This is a genomic window from Natranaerobius trueperi (assembly GCF_002216005.1).
In the GTDB taxonomy this organism is placed as follows: domain Bacteria; phylum Bacillota; class Natranaerobiia; order Natranaerobiales; family Natranaerobiaceae; genus Natranaerobius_A; species Natranaerobius_A trueperi.
In genome coordinates this window covers 34,331-51,128 of sequence record NZ_NIQC01000001.1, presented here as the reverse complement: position 1 = coordinate 51,128, position 16,798 = coordinate 34,331, and the positions used below count along the sequence as shown (strand labels likewise).

18 protein-coding genes are annotated in these 16,798 nt (G+C 31.4%); 12 read left to right on the top strand and 6 right to left on the bottom strand.

The annotated features are described in order from the left end of the window. Positions 1-8: 8 nt before the first annotated feature. From CDO51_RS00225 to CDO51_RS00210, 4 genes are all read left to right on the top strand, one after another. The gene (locus CDO51_RS00225; protein WP_089022293.1) at positions 9-719 is read left to right on the top strand and encodes a gamma-glutamyl-gamma-aminobutyrate hydrolase family protein; all 711 of its coding nucleotides are present in this window, start codon (positions 9-11) and stop codon (positions 717-719) included. 15 nt (positions 720-734) lie between these two features. Continuing rightward, complete coding sequence (locus CDO51_RS00220; protein ID WP_089022292.1) at positions 735-1,142, top strand: hypothetical protein; 408 nt, start codon at positions 735-737, stop codon at positions 1,140-1,142. A 128-nt stretch (positions 1,143-1,270) separates the two neighbouring features. Next, positions 1,271-2,365 (top strand): DUF3810 domain-containing protein, encoded by a 1,095-nt coding sequence (locus CDO51_RS00215; protein WP_158212243.1) that lies wholly within the window; start codon positions 1,271-1,273, stop codon positions 2,363-2,365. A gap of 38 nt (positions 2,366-2,403) precedes the next feature. Continuing rightward, a complete protein-coding gene (locus tag CDO51_RS00210) occupies positions 2,404-3,543 on the top strand; it encodes a SpoIIE family protein phosphatase (protein WP_089022290.1) in 1,140 nt (379 codons plus the stop codon). Positions 3,544-3,587: 44 nt separating this feature from the next. On the opposite strand, the gene CDO51_RS00205 is transcribed toward CDO51_RS00210, so the two are convergent. The 5 genes from CDO51_RS00205 to CDO51_RS00185 form a co-directional block, all read right to left on the bottom strand. Then, positions 3,588-5,282 (bottom strand): bifunctional diguanylate cyclase/phosphohydrolase, encoded by a 1,695-nt coding sequence (locus CDO51_RS00205; protein WP_089022289.1) that lies wholly within the window; start codon positions 5,280-5,282, stop codon positions 3,588-3,590. A gap of 80 nt (positions 5,283-5,362) precedes the next feature. After that, positions 5,363-5,491, bottom strand: coding sequence for a cyclic lactone autoinducer peptide (locus CDO51_RS13630; RefSeq protein WP_158212242.1), 129 nt, complete (start codon positions 5,489-5,491; stop codon positions 5,363-5,365). 35 nt (positions 5,492-5,526) lie between these two features. Beyond that, the gene (locus CDO51_RS00195; RefSeq protein WP_089022287.1) at positions 5,527-6,108 is read right to left on the bottom strand and encodes an accessory gene regulator ArgB-like protein; all 582 of its coding nucleotides are present in this window, start codon (positions 6,106-6,108) and stop codon (positions 5,527-5,529) included. Continuing rightward, the gene (locus tag CDO51_RS00190) at positions 6,101-6,571 is read right to left on the bottom strand and encodes a hypothetical protein (RefSeq protein ID WP_089022286.1); all 471 of its coding nucleotides are present in this window, start codon (positions 6,569-6,571) and stop codon (positions 6,101-6,103) included. Before CDO51_RS00190 ends, CDO51_RS00195 begins: the two co-directional genes overlap by 8 nt. Positions 6,572-6,699: 128 nt before the next feature. Next, positions 6,700-8,709 carry a methyl-accepting chemotaxis protein gene (locus CDO51_RS00185; RefSeq protein ID WP_089022285.1) on the bottom strand — a complete coding sequence of 670 codons (2,010 nt, stop codon included), beginning with the start codon at positions 8,707-8,709 and terminating at the stop codon, positions 6,700-6,702. 277 nt (positions 8,710-8,986) lie between these two features. Here CDO51_RS00185 and CDO51_RS00180 point away from each other — a divergent pair, with 277 nt between their 5' ends. Beyond that, positions 8,987-10,555, top strand: coding sequence for a DEAD/DEAH box helicase (locus tag CDO51_RS00180; protein WP_089022284.1), 1,569 nt, complete (start codon positions 8,987-8,989; stop codon positions 10,553-10,555). On the opposite strand, the gene CDO51_RS00175 is transcribed toward CDO51_RS00180, so the two are convergent. Further along, the gene (locus CDO51_RS00175; RefSeq protein ID WP_089022283.1) at positions 10,549-11,430 is read right to left on the bottom strand and encodes a DegV family protein; all 882 of its coding nucleotides are present in this window, start codon (positions 11,428-11,430) and stop codon (positions 10,549-10,551) included. The two genes, CDO51_RS00180 and CDO51_RS00175, sit on opposite strands and share 7 nt — an antisense overlap. Positions 11,431-11,520: 90 nt before the next feature. On the opposite strand from CDO51_RS00175, the gene CDO51_RS00170 reads away from it, so the two are divergent. The 7 genes from CDO51_RS00170 to CDO51_RS00140 all read left to right on the top strand — a co-directional run bounded on the left by CDO51_RS00170 (position 11,521) and on the right by CDO51_RS00140 (position 16,777). Further along, entirely contained in the window at positions 11,521-12,261 is a 741-nt protein-coding gene (locus CDO51_RS00170; RefSeq protein ID WP_089022282.1) for a ComF family protein, read from the top strand. A 15-nt stretch (positions 12,262-12,276) separates the two neighbouring features. Then, positions 12,277-12,675, top strand: coding sequence for a TIGR03826 family flagellar region protein (locus tag CDO51_RS00165; protein ID WP_089022281.1), 399 nt, complete (start codon positions 12,277-12,279; stop codon positions 12,673-12,675). Between the two features lie 167 nt (positions 12,676-12,842). Then, positions 12,843-13,157, top strand: coding sequence for a flagellar biosynthesis anti-sigma factor FlgM (gene flgM / locus CDO51_RS00160; RefSeq protein ID WP_158212240.1), 315 nt, complete (start codon positions 12,843-12,845; stop codon positions 13,155-13,157). A gap of 16 nt (positions 13,158-13,173) precedes the next feature. Further along, a complete protein-coding gene (locus CDO51_RS00155) occupies positions 13,174-13,686 on the top strand; it encodes a flagellar protein FlgN (protein WP_158212239.1) in 513 nt (170 codons plus the stop codon). 28 nt (positions 13,687-13,714) lie between these two features. Further along, the gene (gene flgK / locus CDO51_RS00150; RefSeq protein ID WP_089022278.1) at positions 13,715-15,265 is read left to right on the top strand and encodes a flagellar hook-associated protein FlgK; all 1,551 of its coding nucleotides are present in this window, start codon (positions 13,715-13,717) and stop codon (positions 15,263-15,265) included. Positions 15,266-15,283: 18 nt separating this feature from the next. Continuing rightward, positions 15,284-16,219 (top strand): flagellar hook-associated protein FlgL, encoded by a 936-nt coding sequence (flgL, locus tag CDO51_RS00145; RefSeq protein WP_089022277.1) that lies wholly within the window; start codon positions 15,284-15,286, stop codon positions 16,217-16,219. Positions 16,220-16,231: 12 nt separating this feature from the next. Beyond that, positions 16,232-16,777 (top strand): DUF6470 family protein, encoded by a 546-nt coding sequence (locus tag CDO51_RS00140; RefSeq protein ID WP_089022276.1) that lies wholly within the window; start codon positions 16,232-16,234, stop codon positions 16,775-16,777. Positions 16,778-16,798: the final 21 nt, after the last annotated feature.

Sequence of the window (16,798 nt, the reverse complement as noted above, 5' to 3'; positions counted from 1 at the left end):
GATTAAAGATGAGTGTTCCCATAATAGGGGTGACTGCCTATCATGATTATGAAACCTTTAGTACTAAAATAAAACATACTAATACAAAATGTATAGAAGATAGTGGTGCTATTCCTGTAGTTTTACCTAACCCAAGTGAAGGGTTATTAAAAAATTTAGATAAACTAGACCATCTAATAGAAAAACTTGACGGGATTTTACTTACTGGTGGTGAAGACCCTGATCCTTACTTTTTTAATGAAGAACCTAAAGAAGGTCAAGGTAAGATAGAACCAGGTAGGGATGAGCTTGAGCTTTATCTTATAAAAAAAGCCATTGAAAAAACTATTCCTATATTAGCAATTTGTCGTGGGATGCAAATTGTGAATATAGCTTTAGGTGGTACCTGTTATCAAGATTTAAAAGAAAAAACAGATATGAAACATAAACAAAGTGCCCCAACAAATTATGCTACTCATAATATTAATATTGAATCAAATAGCTTATTAAAAGATATTTGTAACAAAAGTTCTGTTAGGGTTAATAGTTTTCACCATCAAGGTATTAAAGATCTTGCTTCTGGTGTTATTGCTACTGCTTATTCACAAGATGGATTAGTAGAGGCTATAGAATATAATGGTTTTATATTGGGTGTACAGTGGCACCCAGAAACTTTAGGTGATCATCTAGCTGGAAAACACTTAATTGATTACTTTATTAAAGAACTAGTAAATAAATAAAGGAGAGATTTGATAATGGAACAACAAAGACCAAAATTAGAGCATGTTAAAACTAAATTAGAGAAAATTGAAGCAAGAACATTAGGAAAATCTAATCAAGAAGGGACAAAGCATCGTTTATCAACTGATTGGAACTATCAGATTAAAAAAAGAACTAAAGAATTTATAGTTTTAGCTGCTACTTGCCGCACATGGTTCATACCTGAGGGTCTTTTTGAGATATTTACTGAATTTACACTGGTATATCGCTCTCAGGAAGAAATAACAAGAGATCAGTTAGAAAATTCTATGGAACGATTACTACTCCCTGCAGGTGAACAAAATGCTATGATGGTAGCACAAATAACTGATAAAATGCGTGGCAGTCCTATGGTGATATCACCACAAGTTAAACTTAAAAATAAAGATGTTAACTTAAACTAAAAAATGCTTGTCGACTAATTGTCGGCAAGCATTTTCTATCTCAGATATTTACTTATCCTTTTAAACTTAATGTCGAATTATCTCGCCCTATGGTACAATTAAGAAGAGAGTCTTTTAGGGGGGGAGTTATGAAAAGATTTATTAAACCAAGTCTTTATAGACTATTAATATTAGGTTTAATTATATCCCTACTTCAAGATCGATTTCCTTCAATTATCGAATCTTTTTATTCAACAACAGTATACTACTGGGTTATTAGACCTTATAGTTTATTAACAGGAGTAGTTCCCTTTTCGATAGCTGAACTTTTAATTATTTTTATAACCTGTTTTATTATCTATCAGCTAATTAATAAAGTAACAATTATGATAATTACCCCAAGACAGTTTTTAAATGAACTACCTAAAAAGTTAACACGCTTAGGAACTATCATAGCAGTTATTTTTGTTGTCTTTAACTTTATGTGGGGCTTTAATTATAATAGATATACTTTTGAAGAAATTTCTGATATCCATGTTGAAGATACTACTGTAGTGGAACTAAAAAACTTAGCTTTAAGCTTAACTAACCGGGCGAATGAGTTACGTAAGCAAGTAGAAGAAGATGAAAATGGTGTAATGAAAATTTCAGATGGTTTTTGGGATATGTTTAATAGAGCTGATAAAGGTTTTTTAATTGCATCTGAGACATATCCAGAGCTTTCTGGTAATTATGGTAGACCAAAAGGTGTGATATTATCTCCTTTACTTTCTTATGCAGGAATAGGTGGATTTTATTTTCCTTTTACAGCAGAAGCTAATGTAAATATCAATATGCCACATCATATGATTCCTTTTACTATTAATCATGAAATGGCTCATCAAGCTGGTTTTGCAAGAGAAGATGAAGCAAATTATATAGCTTATTTAACTAGTACTAAACATCCTGATCCCGATTTTCAATATTCTGGTGTTATGATGGCACTAACTTATACTATGAATGTTTTACACAGGTATGATGTTAATACTTGGTTAGAGATCAGAAGTGAATATAGTGATGGTCTAAGACGAGATATAAAAGCAGCAAGAGAATATCAAAAGCACTATGATGGCACCACACGAGAAGTTTCAACTAGATTAAATAACACTTATCTAGTTGCAAATCGACAAGATGAAGGAGTACAAAGCTATGGTAAAATGGTAGATTTATTGATAGCAAAACATAGATTAGATATTTTGGAATAATATACCTGTTAGGAGAACTAAGAGAGGAGGGTGGGTAGTTGGGTTTTTTTATAGATTATGCTTATGATTATATTAATAAGAACAAAGAAGAGCTATCTAGGGACAATATAGAAATTATTGAAACTCGTGAAGATACTATAATTATTTTATCTGATGGCCTCGGAACAACTACAAGAAAAGCTAGAACTATGTTAGAAGGTGGAGCAACTTTATATGAAACAATTGAAACAATAACGAGTACACTACCATTTTGTAATGTTCGTAAATTAGCCTACTCTACCTTAACAATCTTAAAGATATCAAAGAGTGGAAAGACCCATATTGTAGAATATGATAACCCACCTGTCTTTTTTATCAGAGATGGTAGGTTAGTCAATCTAAATAAAAAAGAACGAATAATACATGGTAAAAAAATATTAGAAAGTAAAGTCCAGCTAATAAAGGGTGATAGTATAGTCCTTGTTAGTGATGGAGTAATAAATGCAGGGGAAGGAGAGGTACTTACCTCAGGTTGGCAGTGGGAAAATGTAGCCAAGTATTTAGTTAAACAATCAAAAATAGAAAAATGTTCCAAGTTGATTTCTAAAAGAGTTATAGATACAGCAAACTTTTTATCTAATGAAAAACCAGGGGACGATACTTCAATTGTTGTTGTAAAAGCTCGTGAAACTGAAAAATTACAAGTTTTTACAGGTCCACCGAAAGATCAAAATGATGACTCTAAACTGGTACAAAAAATTTTACAATCAAAAGGTAAAAAGATTATTTGCGGCGGAACTGCAGCAAATATAGTAAGTAGAGAAACGGGTAGAGATATAGAAGTTGATGTTACAACTGGTACAGATGAGGTACCACCTGTTGCTAAAATTGAGGGGTTTGATTTAGTAACAGAAGGTGTGCTCACATTATCAAAAGTACTTGAAAATATAGATGACTACTTAGTTGATACCCACTTAAAAGATTCTTCTTGGAGTTCACAGTCAAAAGATGGTGCATCCCGTTTAACAAAACTTTTTATTGAGGACTGTACACATATGCATTTTTATGTAGGCGAGGCCATAAATAAAGCCCATCAAAATCCTGACTTACCGGACCTAGGGATTAAAACTCAAGTTATTAAAGGTATTAAAGAAAGGTTAGAGAATATGGGTAAAAAAGTTACTATAGAATATTATTAAAATTTAAGGGTTGATCTAGTTTTTGTATGCTAACGCACCATTTGTTATGGTGCGTTAGCATAATGATCTTTTCTATATTCAGGATATTTACATATAAGCTCGCTAAATACATGTAATATTTTAGGATCATAATATATGCCTTTATATCTATATAGCTCTTCTAGAGCTTTTTCAACTGTTAGGTTTGGACGATATGGTCTTTTTGTAGTCATAGCGTCAAAACTATCTACAATACGCAGTATTTTAGCTCCAAAAGGTATCTCATCTCCTTTAAGTCCATCTGGATATCCTGACCCATCAAGATTTTCATGATGAGACCTTATAATATCACTACAGTTATAGACTCTACTGATAGCTGCGGCTAATTCACCCCCATAAACTGTATGGTTTTTCATGATTTCCCACTCAGTTTCATCTAATTTACCGTGTTTTGTTAAGGTGCTTCTATCAACTTCAATTTTACCTATATCATGTAGAAATGCACCAATCTTTAAATTTTCTAGTTCTTGTCCTTTTATACCCAAGTTTTGAGCTAACTCTACAGAAAGATTAGCTACTCTTTCTGAATGACCATATGTATACCTGTCTTTTGCATCAATGATAGTTAGTAGAGTTTTTAATGAGTAAATAAAACCTTGTTGTTCTTTATTAATAGATTCATTAATATTATTGAGAATAGAAAAATAAAATGTAACTTTATTATTATTTGTATATTTAGAGTTATAAAGAGCTTTATCTGCTGCATCTATAAGATATCTAGAGTTTCTTGAATTGTGCTTTGTTGAAGAAACACCTAAAGAAATAGTTATATTATTATGTGGTATATGCTTTTCTCCATAAAACGAAGTTTGTTCAACTACTAACCTTATTTTTTCAGCTATTTCTTTTGCTTTTATATCAGTATAGCCTGGTAAGATAATAGCGAATTCATCCCCACCATATCGTGCAGGAGTGCAGTCCGTTGGTACAGTTTGATCAATAATTTGTCCAACTTCTTTTAATAATCTATCTCCCTGTGTATGACCAAAACTATCATTGTAGAATTTAAAATAATCCATATCTGCTAAAATCAATGATACTTCAGAATATGAATGTTTATTTTCTAAAACATTTTTAAGAACTTCTTGAAAATGTTTATGGTTACTAAGCCCTGTTAATTTATCAATATTAGTTAATGATTCCAAATTAGATCTTGTACTTTTTTCAAGTTCTGTAAAACTTCCACTTAACCAAGCGGATAAGAATAATATACCAATAAAAAGTAAAGTAGCTTCAAGGGAGTCATTTAGCTCTAAATAACTATTATTAAAAAATAACACATTAACACTCACTACTGCTGAAAAAAACAACCCATAATTTAAACCATGACTTATTGAAATTGTTAAGACAGGGAGTATATATAGAAATTCAATAAAAATAAAAGTTTCTGACTGCTTTGTCAAATAAACTATGATAGTTGTTAAAATAAATAGTATTAAGTTTAGTATTGAGCTATAGTTTAATATTTTTTCCTCGTATAAGTTTTTATCATTTCTAAATGTGTTTTCAAAGTATAAAATACCAGCTACGAGCATTACTAAAAAGAATAGTAGATAGAATGTATGATTAATTACTATGTTATTCAAATAATGTGGTCTGAAATATGTGAAAATTGCCATTGTGATTAAAATAATAGCAAAGAATTGTGTAGTTATTATTATATCTTGTAATTTTTTTAGTCGTTCTTTTTTCCAACTCATATAAAATCCCTACCTTAAAAAAGAGGGTAGATATTCAAGTAAGAATACCTACTCCTTAAAATAGTTGTAAAAAATCATAACTACCGAAGAGATTTAGGTAGTTTAGGTTGATATGCAATCATAAGAGAGGCAGATGCGGTACTTGTAACTGCAATTTGAGAAAGAACGGTAAATAAACCAGTTAATAGAGCAATTCTTAATTTTGACATAGTTTTACCTCCTTTTTTAAAAATTTGTTTTTTTATTATTGCTTCCGTATATTTATAGGAGGAAGCATTAAAATCTGAAAGATAACACCTAATTGGATAGAAATTAAAGTGATTTGAGAATGATTTTGTATTATCAAAGAAAAAATGAATAGTAGACATACAATTAATATTGAACTGTTTTTCAACCTCTTTTTATGATCTAAAGACTTGATGGGTTTTTGTGGAGTATCTATAGGTGCTTTTTTAGATATCACCAATAACGAAATAATAAAAATTAAAATTAATATAGAATTATTTAAACCATTAAATGTTGAGTTGATAAAATAAGAAAGTTTTCCTAGTAAGGGAAATGCTAGTGCTGAAATCAAGATACATCCAAGAGGATGACTGCTGTGGATCCCCCCAGAGTAATGCCTTAGTAAAGCAAAAGCTATTAAAGATATTAATGCTGGGTAAAGAACTCCTAAAACATAGGAGACTGTGATCACTGCTATAATATTTATTAAGGTATATATAAGGGCTAAAAAACCATATGTTGCTTTTTCAATAGCTACTTCACTTTGTCCTATGGTATTTCCTAAAGCAGAGAATTTTTTATGGATATATTCCTCAAACATGTTGTTTCTTCCTTTCTAGAATATTAGCTTTACGAGTCATTAAAAAAGATGCTAACAAAAGAAAAATGATCTGTAACCAACCAAGTATAATTATCCAAAAGCTTGTCTCAATAACCTGGTCACAAAGACTATTTAAAACAGTAGGTAATAATACAAAACTAACTATTTCACTAAATGTTATTATTAAAAAACCAAGAAGTACTCCTTTTATAATTTTATATGACTTAAATTTATAATACACTCGAAATAGGATAACATAAGCACTAATAAAAACTAGAGTATGGGTTCCAAAGGCTAGAGGTAATAACCTAGTAATATAAACAAAAATACCTAGTAGAGAGCCTAGTATTATACCTGATTTCCAATTCTCTTTTAAAGAATTATTAATAGCTAATACAAATATTGAAAGAGCGATAGAAGCAGGTATTCCTTGAAATAGTAAAACAGGTAACGACATTTCCATTTTATTCATCCCCTATAAATTGTAATTTGTTTCACGCCTTTAATTCTACACATTTCTTTAAAATTCCATTTTCCCCAACATTTTATTAAAACGACCTCCATATAAGATTAGGGAGGTCGGTTTAATGTTTATAACTTAAAGTTATTTAATTCATTTTGTAGTTCTTCTGCAAGCTCTGATAATCTTTCACTAGATGAAGCTATTTCTTCCATGGCTGCTGTTTGTTCTTCAGTAGAAGAAGAGACATTTTCTATCTGTTCTGCTACCTGTCTACTTGCTTGTTTCATTTGTTCAGCTGAAGAAAGTACCTGATCACCTTCATTAGATAGTTCTTTCGTAGCTTTAGTAGATTCTTCTACCTGTTTACTCATCTTATGTACTAATTGAGTAATTTCCTCAAAGGTAGATAAAGTTTCTTTTGTTACCTGAAGCCCTTTTTCGGTATTTTCTGCGCCTTCTTCCATTTTGTTATTTGCTTCTTCAATTTGTTTTTGATTATCATTAATTAAATTAGATATTTTTTCTGCAGCTTTTTGAGACTCATCTGCAAGTTTTCTTACTTCATCTGCTACAACAGAAAAACCTTTACCATGTTCACCAGCTCTAGCTGATTCAATAGCTGCATTTAAAGCAAGAAGACTAGTTTGTTCTGAAATATCTGTAATAGTATTAATAATATCATTCATTTGTTTAGAACTTTCAGTGATCTGTTCTAATACACTTTGTATGTTTTTAGAACTTTCATCTATTTGATCCATCTGATTAGACATATTATCCATCTTGTCTCTACCTGTTTCAGCTTTTTCTAAAGTAGTATGACCTAATTCATTTAGTGTAGTGAAACTTTCAGTTAAACCATGTGCTTTTTCATTCATGCTTTCTATAGCTTCAGTACTTTGTGAGATTTCATTTAATTGATCTTCTGTACTTTTAGTTACATCATTTGCAGTAAAAGAGATTTCTTCTGATGCTTTAGATGATTCATCAGTAGTTGAAGTTAGCTCTTCAGAAGAAGCTGCCACCTGTTCCGCTGATTCTGATATTTTGTTAACTAAGTTCTTTAGGTTTTCTGTCATCTTATTAAATGATGTACTTAACCTACCTAATTCATCATTTCTTTTTAAGAAGTTTTTAGATAAGGTTTGATTTAAATCACCTTCAGCTAACCCCTCAACAGTTTCTGCCATTTTCTTTAATGGGTTTGCTATTCTCTTACCGAGTATAATAGTTACTATAGCACCTAGAATTAATACAACAGCTGTTGTGATAACTATTAACCTTTGAAAAGCAGGAAGTGAATCTAAAACTACATCACGTTCTGCAGTTACACCAACAGTCCAGGTTGTCCCTTCAATTGGAGCATAGCCAATATACATATCATTACCTTCATCTTGATACTCACTAAACCCACTTTCTCCTTGTGCCATGTACTCAACTTCTTTCGCTAGTGGTGTTAGACCCTCGTCTTCTTCTGCCATTTCAGGGATATTTTTTTGGTTTATTACCATCTCATCATCTTCATGTGCAATTATAGTACCTTCTCTATTTACTATGTAAGCATGTCCACCATCACCAAATCTAACATCTTCAATTAATTCACTTAGATGTATTCCTTCCATTCTTCCCATTAGTACACCAGTGATATCATCACCATCGTATATAGGAACTGCTCCAACAAACAAAGGACCAGTAACTCTTTCAATTAACATATCAGCAAAATTACTTTCACCATCCATAGCATCTTGAAAATATTCATGTTCACGAATATTCATAGGGTAATCATTAGTTAATCGAGCAACACCATCAGGATCAATAATACCGAGCTGATTGTAAACAGAGTCATCTAGATGTTCTTCTAACATCTCTTCTTGGTCATCCCAATCCATAGTTTTTATAACTTGTCTATCAGCTAAATATTCTAGTTCTACTAAATACGCTGATAATCTTTCTTCAACTAAGTTTGATACATCATCAGCTTTTTCAGGTAGAATAGCTTCAACTTCATCAACTAAAGCATTTGTAATTGTAAAGTACGAAAGCCCTCCCATTACTAGAGAAACTAGTAACAAGATAAAACCAAAGTAAAGTGCTAGCTTGTTACTTATACTACCTGTAAATTTAGATTGTGATTTATTCATTTAATAAATCGCCACCTTTCTAAAGTAGTGTCTGTGTCTTGTAAGAATAGTGAATTTATTAAATATATTCTTTAGACACAAACTAATCTAATTCGACAATACGATATAAAAGGTATTTTATTGAAACTTTTGGAAAAAATCAACTAAAGTAACAAGTTGTCAGATGTTATAAGAGCGAATTAGGTTAGTATATATCTTATTTTTGACCCTATCTTTTAATAAAGGGTTTTAAAAGGAAAAAGGAGAAGTAATAAAGATCTAATACTGAGGTGAAGATATGACAAATTTGTTTAGATTTAATGACAACTTTCTTCTAAGAAAAGAAGGTAAGACCATCTCTAAAGTTTGGGAGAACTATCAACCTGAACTTGTTTTTTGGAATCAAAAAAAAGTAACTAATGATTTAGAAAAACAAGTATCAGGTAGAGCACTTCTTTTTTCAGAAATCGCTTCATTCTACCCGAAAAATGATGTAATAAAAAAGATAATAGAGCTTAAACCAATAATTGTACCAGGTGTGGTATCAATAAAACATAAACATTTAAAAACTATGTTGTCTTTAGTTTTTCGAGATATTTTCACCTTAAAAAGTGAGGGTATCTGTCTTAGATGTGGTTCAACAAATGTAAAAGAGATAGAGTGTGTAAGGTGTAGTAGCTACTGTCTTTCTTGTAGAGATTGTTTTATGACAGGTGAGTCAACAAGTTGTACACCACTATTTTTATTTTCTAGTAAGGGTGAAAATAAAAATAGGAAAGCACTTCTATCACTTGAGTTTTCCTTAACTAAAGCACAACAAAGAGCTTATGATATGGCAGTAAACTTTGTTAAAGAAAAACACTATGACAAAGCTTTAGTTTATGCTGTTTGTGGAGCAGGTAAAACTGAAACGGTGTTTGGTGCTATTAAACATGTATTAGATAAAGGTGGAAAAGTACTTTATGCAACACCTAGAAGAGATCTTGTAAAAGAGTTATCTGAAAGGTTTCAAAAAGCTTTTATAGATACTGATATGCTAACTCTTTATGGAGGTAGTGAAAGCAAATATTCTAGAGCAGATTTAGTAATGGCTACTACTCATCAAGTAATGAGATATTATAGCTTTTTTGATCTTGTTGTGTTAGATGAGGTAGATGCCTTTCCCTACAAGGGAAGTAAAAGACTACCAAAGTTAGTTTACCGGGCTGGTAAAAAAGATTCTCAGATGATCTATATCACAGCTACACCTGATAAAGAATTTATTAAAAGTAAGTTAGAATTAATTACTGTACCTTCTAGATTTCATAAATATCCAGCTCCTGAACCAGAGTTAGTAAAGGGAAGTTTTAGGTTACTAGATAAAGAAAACTTTTTAGATAAGTTAATTAACTATCTCGGTTTTAGTGAACTTCCAAAAGAGCTAACAAGGTTTTTTATTCACTATGGAGGGAAAAAACCTATTTTTGTATTTGTACCAGCTATTTCACTTATAGAACCTGTTACAAATACTTTAAGACACTTATATCCTAATCTTGTTATAGAAAGTATCTCATCAAAGGATCAAAAGAGAGATAAAAAAAGAGATTATTTTTTAAAGAAAAAGATAGATATTTTAGTTACTACAACTATTATGGAGCGGGGGGTTACAGTCTCTGGGGTACAGGTAGTTGTACTATTTTGTCATCATAAAATATTTGAATCACGTACCTTGATTCAAATAGCTGGTAGAGTAGGAAGAAAAAAAGAAGAACCCCAAGGAGAGGTTCTTTTTATAGGTGAAAAGATCACACCTTCTATGAAAGAAGCAAAAAAGACAATAATTAATATGAATAGAGAAGCTAAAAGACTTGGTTTTTTAGATTATTGATTAGAAAATAGACCTAAATAATCTTTCGGTATATTATTTAGAAAATAAACAGATAAGGTACCAGGTCCGGCATGGGCACCAATAACTGAACCTATCATACCTTCTACAAACTCACTACAGCCAAACTTTTCTCTAAGCATTTCTTTTAATTTATCAGCACCTTCTTTATCATCTGCATGGTTGATACCAATAACTTGATCTTTTAATAACATACCTCTTTCTTCAACTAAATCAGTCATGTTTTTATGAACTTTCTTTCTACCTCGTACTTTTTTAATTGGAACTAGTTTACCATCTTCTACATGTAAGATAGGTTTAATATTTAACATACCACCTACAAATGCTGAAGCTTTACTAACTCTACCACCTCTTTTAAGATATTCAAGATCATCAACTGTAAAGATATGTTCAGTATGATCTTTGTAGAAGTTAGCAGCTTTTATTAATTCATCTTTATCATAGCCTTCATGTTTTAGTCGTGCTACTCGATATACTACCATCCCTTGACCTAGTGAAGCACACTTAGTATCGATAATTGTAAGATCAAAATCAGGATATTCTTCTAATAGCTCGTCTTTTACCATACAAGCTGTTTGATATGTTCCTGATAACTGTGAAGAAAAGGTTAAGTAGATTACACTTTCTTTATCTTTTGCATACTTTTCAAAGGTTTCTCTTAGATCCATATAGGTTAGTTGTGCTGTTTTTGTACCTTTACCAGCTCTCATTTCATCATAGAGTTCTTTGGGGTCAATATCCCCATCTTTAAATTCTTTATCTTCTATATGAAAGTAAAGGGGCATAACTTCTATATCATTTTCTTTTGCTAACTTTTGTGGTAGATCACTTCCACTATCAGTTATGATTTTAACCATACTAACATCCTCCTTTATTCATTTTTCCACTTTATAACTAATGTTCGCGAGAGATTAAATAAATCCTGTTTTTAGAAGAGGGGATATTAAGTGAAAACAATTTGGGATCGGTTAACTAAAGGTAAAACTTGTTCACTTTGTTATGAAAACTTACAAAAGATAAATAAAATATTTTATCCACCGTATAGTTATCAAGATAATAATTTGTATTTAACAGATATTCATTATATATGTTATGAATGCTTACAAAAATTAGACACGTTATCTTTCCTAACAAATAAGTTTACCCATAATTTTGATAATTTACCCCAAGTACCTGTCATATATACAGGAAGTTATAAAGGTTATTTAAAAGATTTAATCATCAGACTTAAATATTTTAAAGAACGTGAGTTAGCTATCCCCCTCGGAAAACTTATGGCAGTTACACTTATGAAATATCATGAAAAAAGCTCACTTAAAAATATCTTTCTTTCTCTTCCTTATGACTACATAGTACCTGTTCCTCTTCACAAAGAAAGACTATTAGACCGTGGATTTAACCAATCCTTTCTGTTAGCTAAAGTACTTTCAAAAGAGTTAGATATACCTTTATTAGAATTAGTTAATAGATCTAAAGAGACTTCTCCACTAAAGGACCTGTCAAAGGAAGGTAGACAAAATGAACTTTCTTTAGCGTTTACTTTAAATTCTAAGAAGGAAAATAACAGCAAAAGTAGAATTTTAATCATAGACGACATAATAACTACAGGTTCAACAATTTTAGAGATTACTAAAGTATTAGAAAAATCAGGTTGTAAAAATATTACAGCACTAACTGTTTCCCATTAAGAAAGGGGGATCATTATGGAAAATTTAAAGAACTGCAAAAGTTGTGGTAAGTTATTTTTAAAGGTGAGTAGAAATATTTGTCCTGATTGTTTTCAAGAAGAAGAAGATTGTTTTTTAAAGGTGAAAAACTATTTAGATGAACATCCAAATGCTACAGTATTAGAGGTATCTACTGAAACTGAAGTAACACAAAAACAGATTAAAAAGTTTATTGAAGAAGGTAGATTAATAACTACACAATTTACTAGACTTAGTATTGAATGTGAACGCTGTGGAGTTGAAATATCTCAAGGTAAGTACTGTGAAAGTTGTCAAGAAGAGCTAAAGGAAGGGTTTAAATCTTCTACAACTAAAAAAGAAGAACAAAAAGAAGCAGGTAAGATACACATAAGAGATCGGTTAGATAAAAGGTAGTAAAAAAGAAAATAACTAAGTAAATTAAAGTAAATTAAACATAATTAAACTAGATCGAGTGTGAATCGACCGTTTTAGGTTTTAAATATTAAAGTATTTAGACCTATCGGTCGATTTTATTTATGAGAGCTTTTTTAGCTCTTACTACGCATTTTGGGGTGAGTACTATGAATAGAATTTCTGGTAACTATAATCAGTTTTTAAAAGCATATCAAAAAAATATATCTAAGGTAGAAAAAACTTCTAAAGTCGAAAATAATGAAAAAAGTAATTCTAGTAGTAAAAAAAGAGATGCTTTAGAACTAACTGGTGTTTCCCGGGAAATAAAAAGTGCAAGAAATGAAATTTCAAAACTAGATGAAAAACAGTCTGATCGAATAAATGAACTTAAACAATCTATTTCAGAGGGTAACTATGATGTATCTGGAAAAGAGATTGCAGATAAGATGCTACAACAAGGTAGTTTTGATAGAGAAGTGTAAAAAAAGAGGTGTTAATATGTCAAACTTATTTAAAAAGTTAGCAGATAATCTAGAAGAACAGTTAGCAACTTATGAGTTACTAATACATTACGGAGAAAAGAAACAACAGATCCTTGTTAATGGACATATAGATGAGTTAGAACCAGTGGTAAAACAAGAACAAAAAGCTGTTTTTCAAAATAGTGAACTTGAAAAACAAAGGTTAGAGATAATTTCTCATTTAGCTGAAATACTACAAGAAAAAGAAGATAACTTAACTCTTTCTAAAATTATTGATTATGCAAGTAGTAGTGAAAAAGCTAGGTTAGAAAGTACTTTTAATAGTCTTGAAAATATTATTACTACACTTAAAGACTTAAACTTTAAGAACCATTCTTTAATAGAACAATCACTTTCATATATAAACTTTAGTTTAGATATAGTTTCTGGAGCGGGTAAAGAAGATCCAGGAACTTACTCTAGTAATATAGCGACTGATAGTAATAAAACAACTACAGGAAATAAGAATTTTTTAGATAAAAAAATGTAATGCACGCTTTGTTGGGAGGTAGATTAACTTGAGATCAAGCTTTTTCGGAATAGAAACAGCTAGAAGAGCACTATTTGCTAATAGTAAAGCCCTAGATACAGCAGGCCATAATATAGCTAATGCTAATACTGAAGGATACACTAGACAAAAAGTTAATATGAGTGCAACAAGTCCTTATTCTAGACCTGGGATAAATAGCCCTCATGGAGCGGGTCAAATTGGTACAGGTGTTGAAGCAGAAAGTATCGATCGGATTCGTGATGAATTTATAGATACTCAAATAAGAAATGAAACCAACTCTAAAGGTGAATGGAACATGAAATATGATACCCTTAAAAAAATAGAAAGTATCTATAGTGAACCTTCAGACTCTGGAATCAGGAATGTGTTTGATCAGTTCTGGGACTCTTTACAAGAGTTATCTCAAAACCCTGAAGATAGAACTGCTAGAACTCAAGTAAAAGAACGTGGTGTATCTCTAGCAGATACAGTTAACCATATGTATAATCAGTTAACTGATCTAAAAAAAGATTTAGATGAAAACATCAAGATAAATGTTGATGATATTAACTCAAAAGCAAATCAAATAGCTGACTTAAACGAACAAATCCAAAATGTAGAGGTTAAAAGTAATCAAAATGCTAATGATCTAAGGGACAAGCGTGATCAGCTGTTAGATGAACTATCTGAACTAACTGATTTCAACCTTTCTGAAGATGATATGGGTAATGCTCGTGTTACTATTGGTGGTACATCTTTAGTTAATGGTACAGATGTAAATGAACTAGAGTATATACCTGAAGATGAACTAGAAATAGAAGAAGATGATGATTTTCTAGAAACTCCAGATAGTGAACCAAAGGGTGGTAAGGTTATCTGGAATCATACTGAGCGTGAGGTAAACTTTGGTGAAGGTGAGATGAATGGATTAATTGAATCACGAGATGAAATAGTCGACCATCATATAGATGAACTAAGAAGTCTTACCTACCAGCTTAGTGAAAGCTTTAATGCAATTCATGGTGCTGATGATGCTTTTAACCATTATGAAGCACAGGGGAATGGCGATAATAGACAAGATGATTTCTTTGAATTTAAAAATGATGGTAGTAGATTTATAGATGTTAATGAAGAAATCCAACAAGATGTTAACTTAATTAATGCAGGATATGAAAAAGATGATGAAGGTAAGTATCTTGGTAATGGTGAAAATGCTCGTAGGTTAGCTGATCTTAAAAGTCATTCTATCATCCATGAAAATGTTAATGAAGATACTTTTGATGGAATAGAAGATTTAGATGATATAGATGGTACTGCTACTTTTAATGATTTTATAGATTCAACTGTAGCTGATCTTGGAGTAGAAACACAAGAAGCTATGCGTATGGTAGAAAACCAAGAGCTTCTTGTTGGTCAATTAGAAAACCAACGTGAAGCAGTAAGTGGTGTATCTTTAGATGAAGAGATGACTAATATGATAAAGCATCAGCATGCTTATAATGCTGCATCTAGAGTTATCACAACTATAGATGAATCATTAGATACTATTATCAACCGCATGGGTACTGTCGGTAGATAATAATAGGAGGGGTATTATATGCGGGTTACAAATAAAATGATGTCAGATAATATGCTTAGAAATGTAAACTCTAACTTAAGAAAAATGAATCATACACAAGAAAAACTCTCAACTGGTAAGAGTATCCACAGACCTTCTGATGACCCTGCAGGGATTGCACGTGCTTTGGGTATGAGAACAGAAGAAGGTGAACTAGCAAAATATCAGCAAAATATAGACGATGCAGATTCTTGGTTAACTAGTACTGATTCAGCTTTAAGTGAAGTAAATGACGTTCTTCAAAGAGTTAGAGAACTTACTGTATACGGTGCAAGTGATAGTTTAGATCAAGGATCTAGAGATGCTCTAGCTGAAGAAGTAGGTGAATTAAAGGGTCATTTAGTTGAAGTCTCTAATAGTGATTTTAATCAAAAGCATATTTTCGGTGGTCATAATACCACTGAAAAACCTTTTGAATTAATTGAAGATGCAGATGGTAACACTGGTGTTACATATAACGGCAATGAAGGTGATTTAAAAGTTGATATTAGTTCTGATGTAACAGTTAATAAAAACTTAACTGGAACTGATGTATTTGGTGAAGAATTTCCGGAAGACGAAGATGATATAGAAAATCAAGATAATATGTTTCAAACTTTAGAAAATATCTATCAGGATTTAAAAGATGGTGATACTGATTCACTTTCTAATGATAGATTAGGTGAAATTGATGGGTGGATAGATAAAAACCTAGAAAACCAAGCTGAAGTAGGGGCTAGACAAAATAGACTAGAGATGAGTAAAAACAGACTACAAGAAATTGAACACCTAACTAAAGAAGAGCTTTCTGAAGTAGAAGATGCTGATATGGCAGAAACTATTATGGAGCTAAAAAACCAAGAAAATGTACATAGAATGGCACTATCTGCTGGTGCAAGAATTATCCAGCCCACACTGATGGATTTTCTTCAGTAAGGGGGTAAGTTAATGATAAATAATAATCTACAAATTGATTTTAATTTTGGAAAACTTAATCTTAACTCTACTCCTATGAAATCTGAAATAGATGCTAGTAGAAGAGACTATCAAATCGAAGAACAAGATAGTCAACTTTCGTTATCTAAAGAATTTTCCGAGGTAGAGATTGACTATACTCAAACCTTAGAAGATTTGGGTTATTATGGATTAGTTAGGGTTAGAGAACAGTCAGCTAATGAAGGTATGCAAACTGCTCTTGAAACTATCGGGCGTATAGCTTCATTTGGAGACCAATTACAACAAATAGAAAATGAAGGTAACCCTTTAATAGATCAGGTATTACAAGAAATCTGGCCTGAAAAGGAACTAAATCTTGGTTTAGTTCCTGAAAATCCACCTGATATTAACTTTGTTGAAGGTGGTGTTAATACTGACTATACACCTGGTGATGTACAGGTTGATCTAGAAGATATAGCTAAAAGAGCTTATATAGAGTCAGGTTCTTTAAACATTGATGTTAACCCAAAACCTCATATTGATATTAGGGTAGAATAAACTCAAAACGAGGTGTTACTT

Coding starts and splice junctions, on each gene's coding strand:
- CDO51_RS00175 (WP_089022283.1), bottom strand. CDS start 11,430: ATGGTTAAAATCATAACTGATAGTGGAAGTGATCTACCACAAAAGTTA.
- CDO51_RS00205 (WP_089022289.1), bottom strand. CDS start 5,282: ATGAGTTGGAAAAAAGAACGACTAAAAAAATTACAAGATATAATAATA.
- CDO51_RS00220 (WP_089022292.1), top strand. CDS start 735: ATGGAACAACAAAGACCAAAATTAGAGCATGTTAAAACTAAATTAGAG.
- CDO51_RS13630 (WP_158212242.1), bottom strand. CDS start 5,491: ATGTCAAAATTAAGAATTGCTCTATTAACTGGTTTATTTACCGTTCTT.
- CDO51_RS00165 (WP_089022281.1), top strand. CDS start 12,277: ATGGAAAATTTAAAGAACTGCAAAAGTTGTGGTAAGTTATTTTTAAAG.
- CDO51_RS00140 (WP_089022276.1), top strand. CDS start 16,232: ATGATAAATAATAATCTACAAATTGATTTTAATTTTGGAAAACTTAAT.
- flgM (WP_158212240.1), top strand. CDS start 12,843: ATGAATAGAATTTCTGGTAACTATAATCAGTTTTTAAAAGCATATCAA.
- CDO51_RS00155 (WP_158212239.1), top strand. CDS start 13,174: ATGTCAAACTTATTTAAAAAGTTAGCAGATAATCTAGAAGAACAGTTA.
- CDO51_RS00225 (WP_089022293.1), top strand. CDS start 9: ATGAGTGTTCCCATAATAGGGGTGACTGCCTATCATGATTATGAAACC.
- CDO51_RS00190 (WP_089022286.1), bottom strand. CDS start 6,571: ATGGAAATGTCGTTACCTGTTTTACTATTTCAAGGAATACCTGCTTCT.
- CDO51_RS00195 (WP_089022287.1), bottom strand. CDS start 6,108: ATGTTTGAGGAATATATCCATAAAAAATTCTCTGCTTTAGGAAATACC.
- CDO51_RS00180 (WP_089022284.1), top strand. CDS start 8,987: ATGACAAATTTGTTTAGATTTAATGACAACTTTCTTCTAAGAAAAGAA.
- CDO51_RS00185 (WP_089022285.1), bottom strand. CDS start 8,709: ATGAATAAATCACAATCTAAATTTACAGGTAGTATAAGTAACAAGCTA.
- flgL (WP_089022277.1), top strand. CDS start 15,284: ATGCGGGTTACAAATAAAATGATGTCAGATAATATGCTTAGAAATGTA.
- CDO51_RS00215 (WP_158212243.1), top strand. CDS start 1,271: ATGAAAAGATTTATTAAACCAAGTCTTTATAGACTATTAATATTAGGT.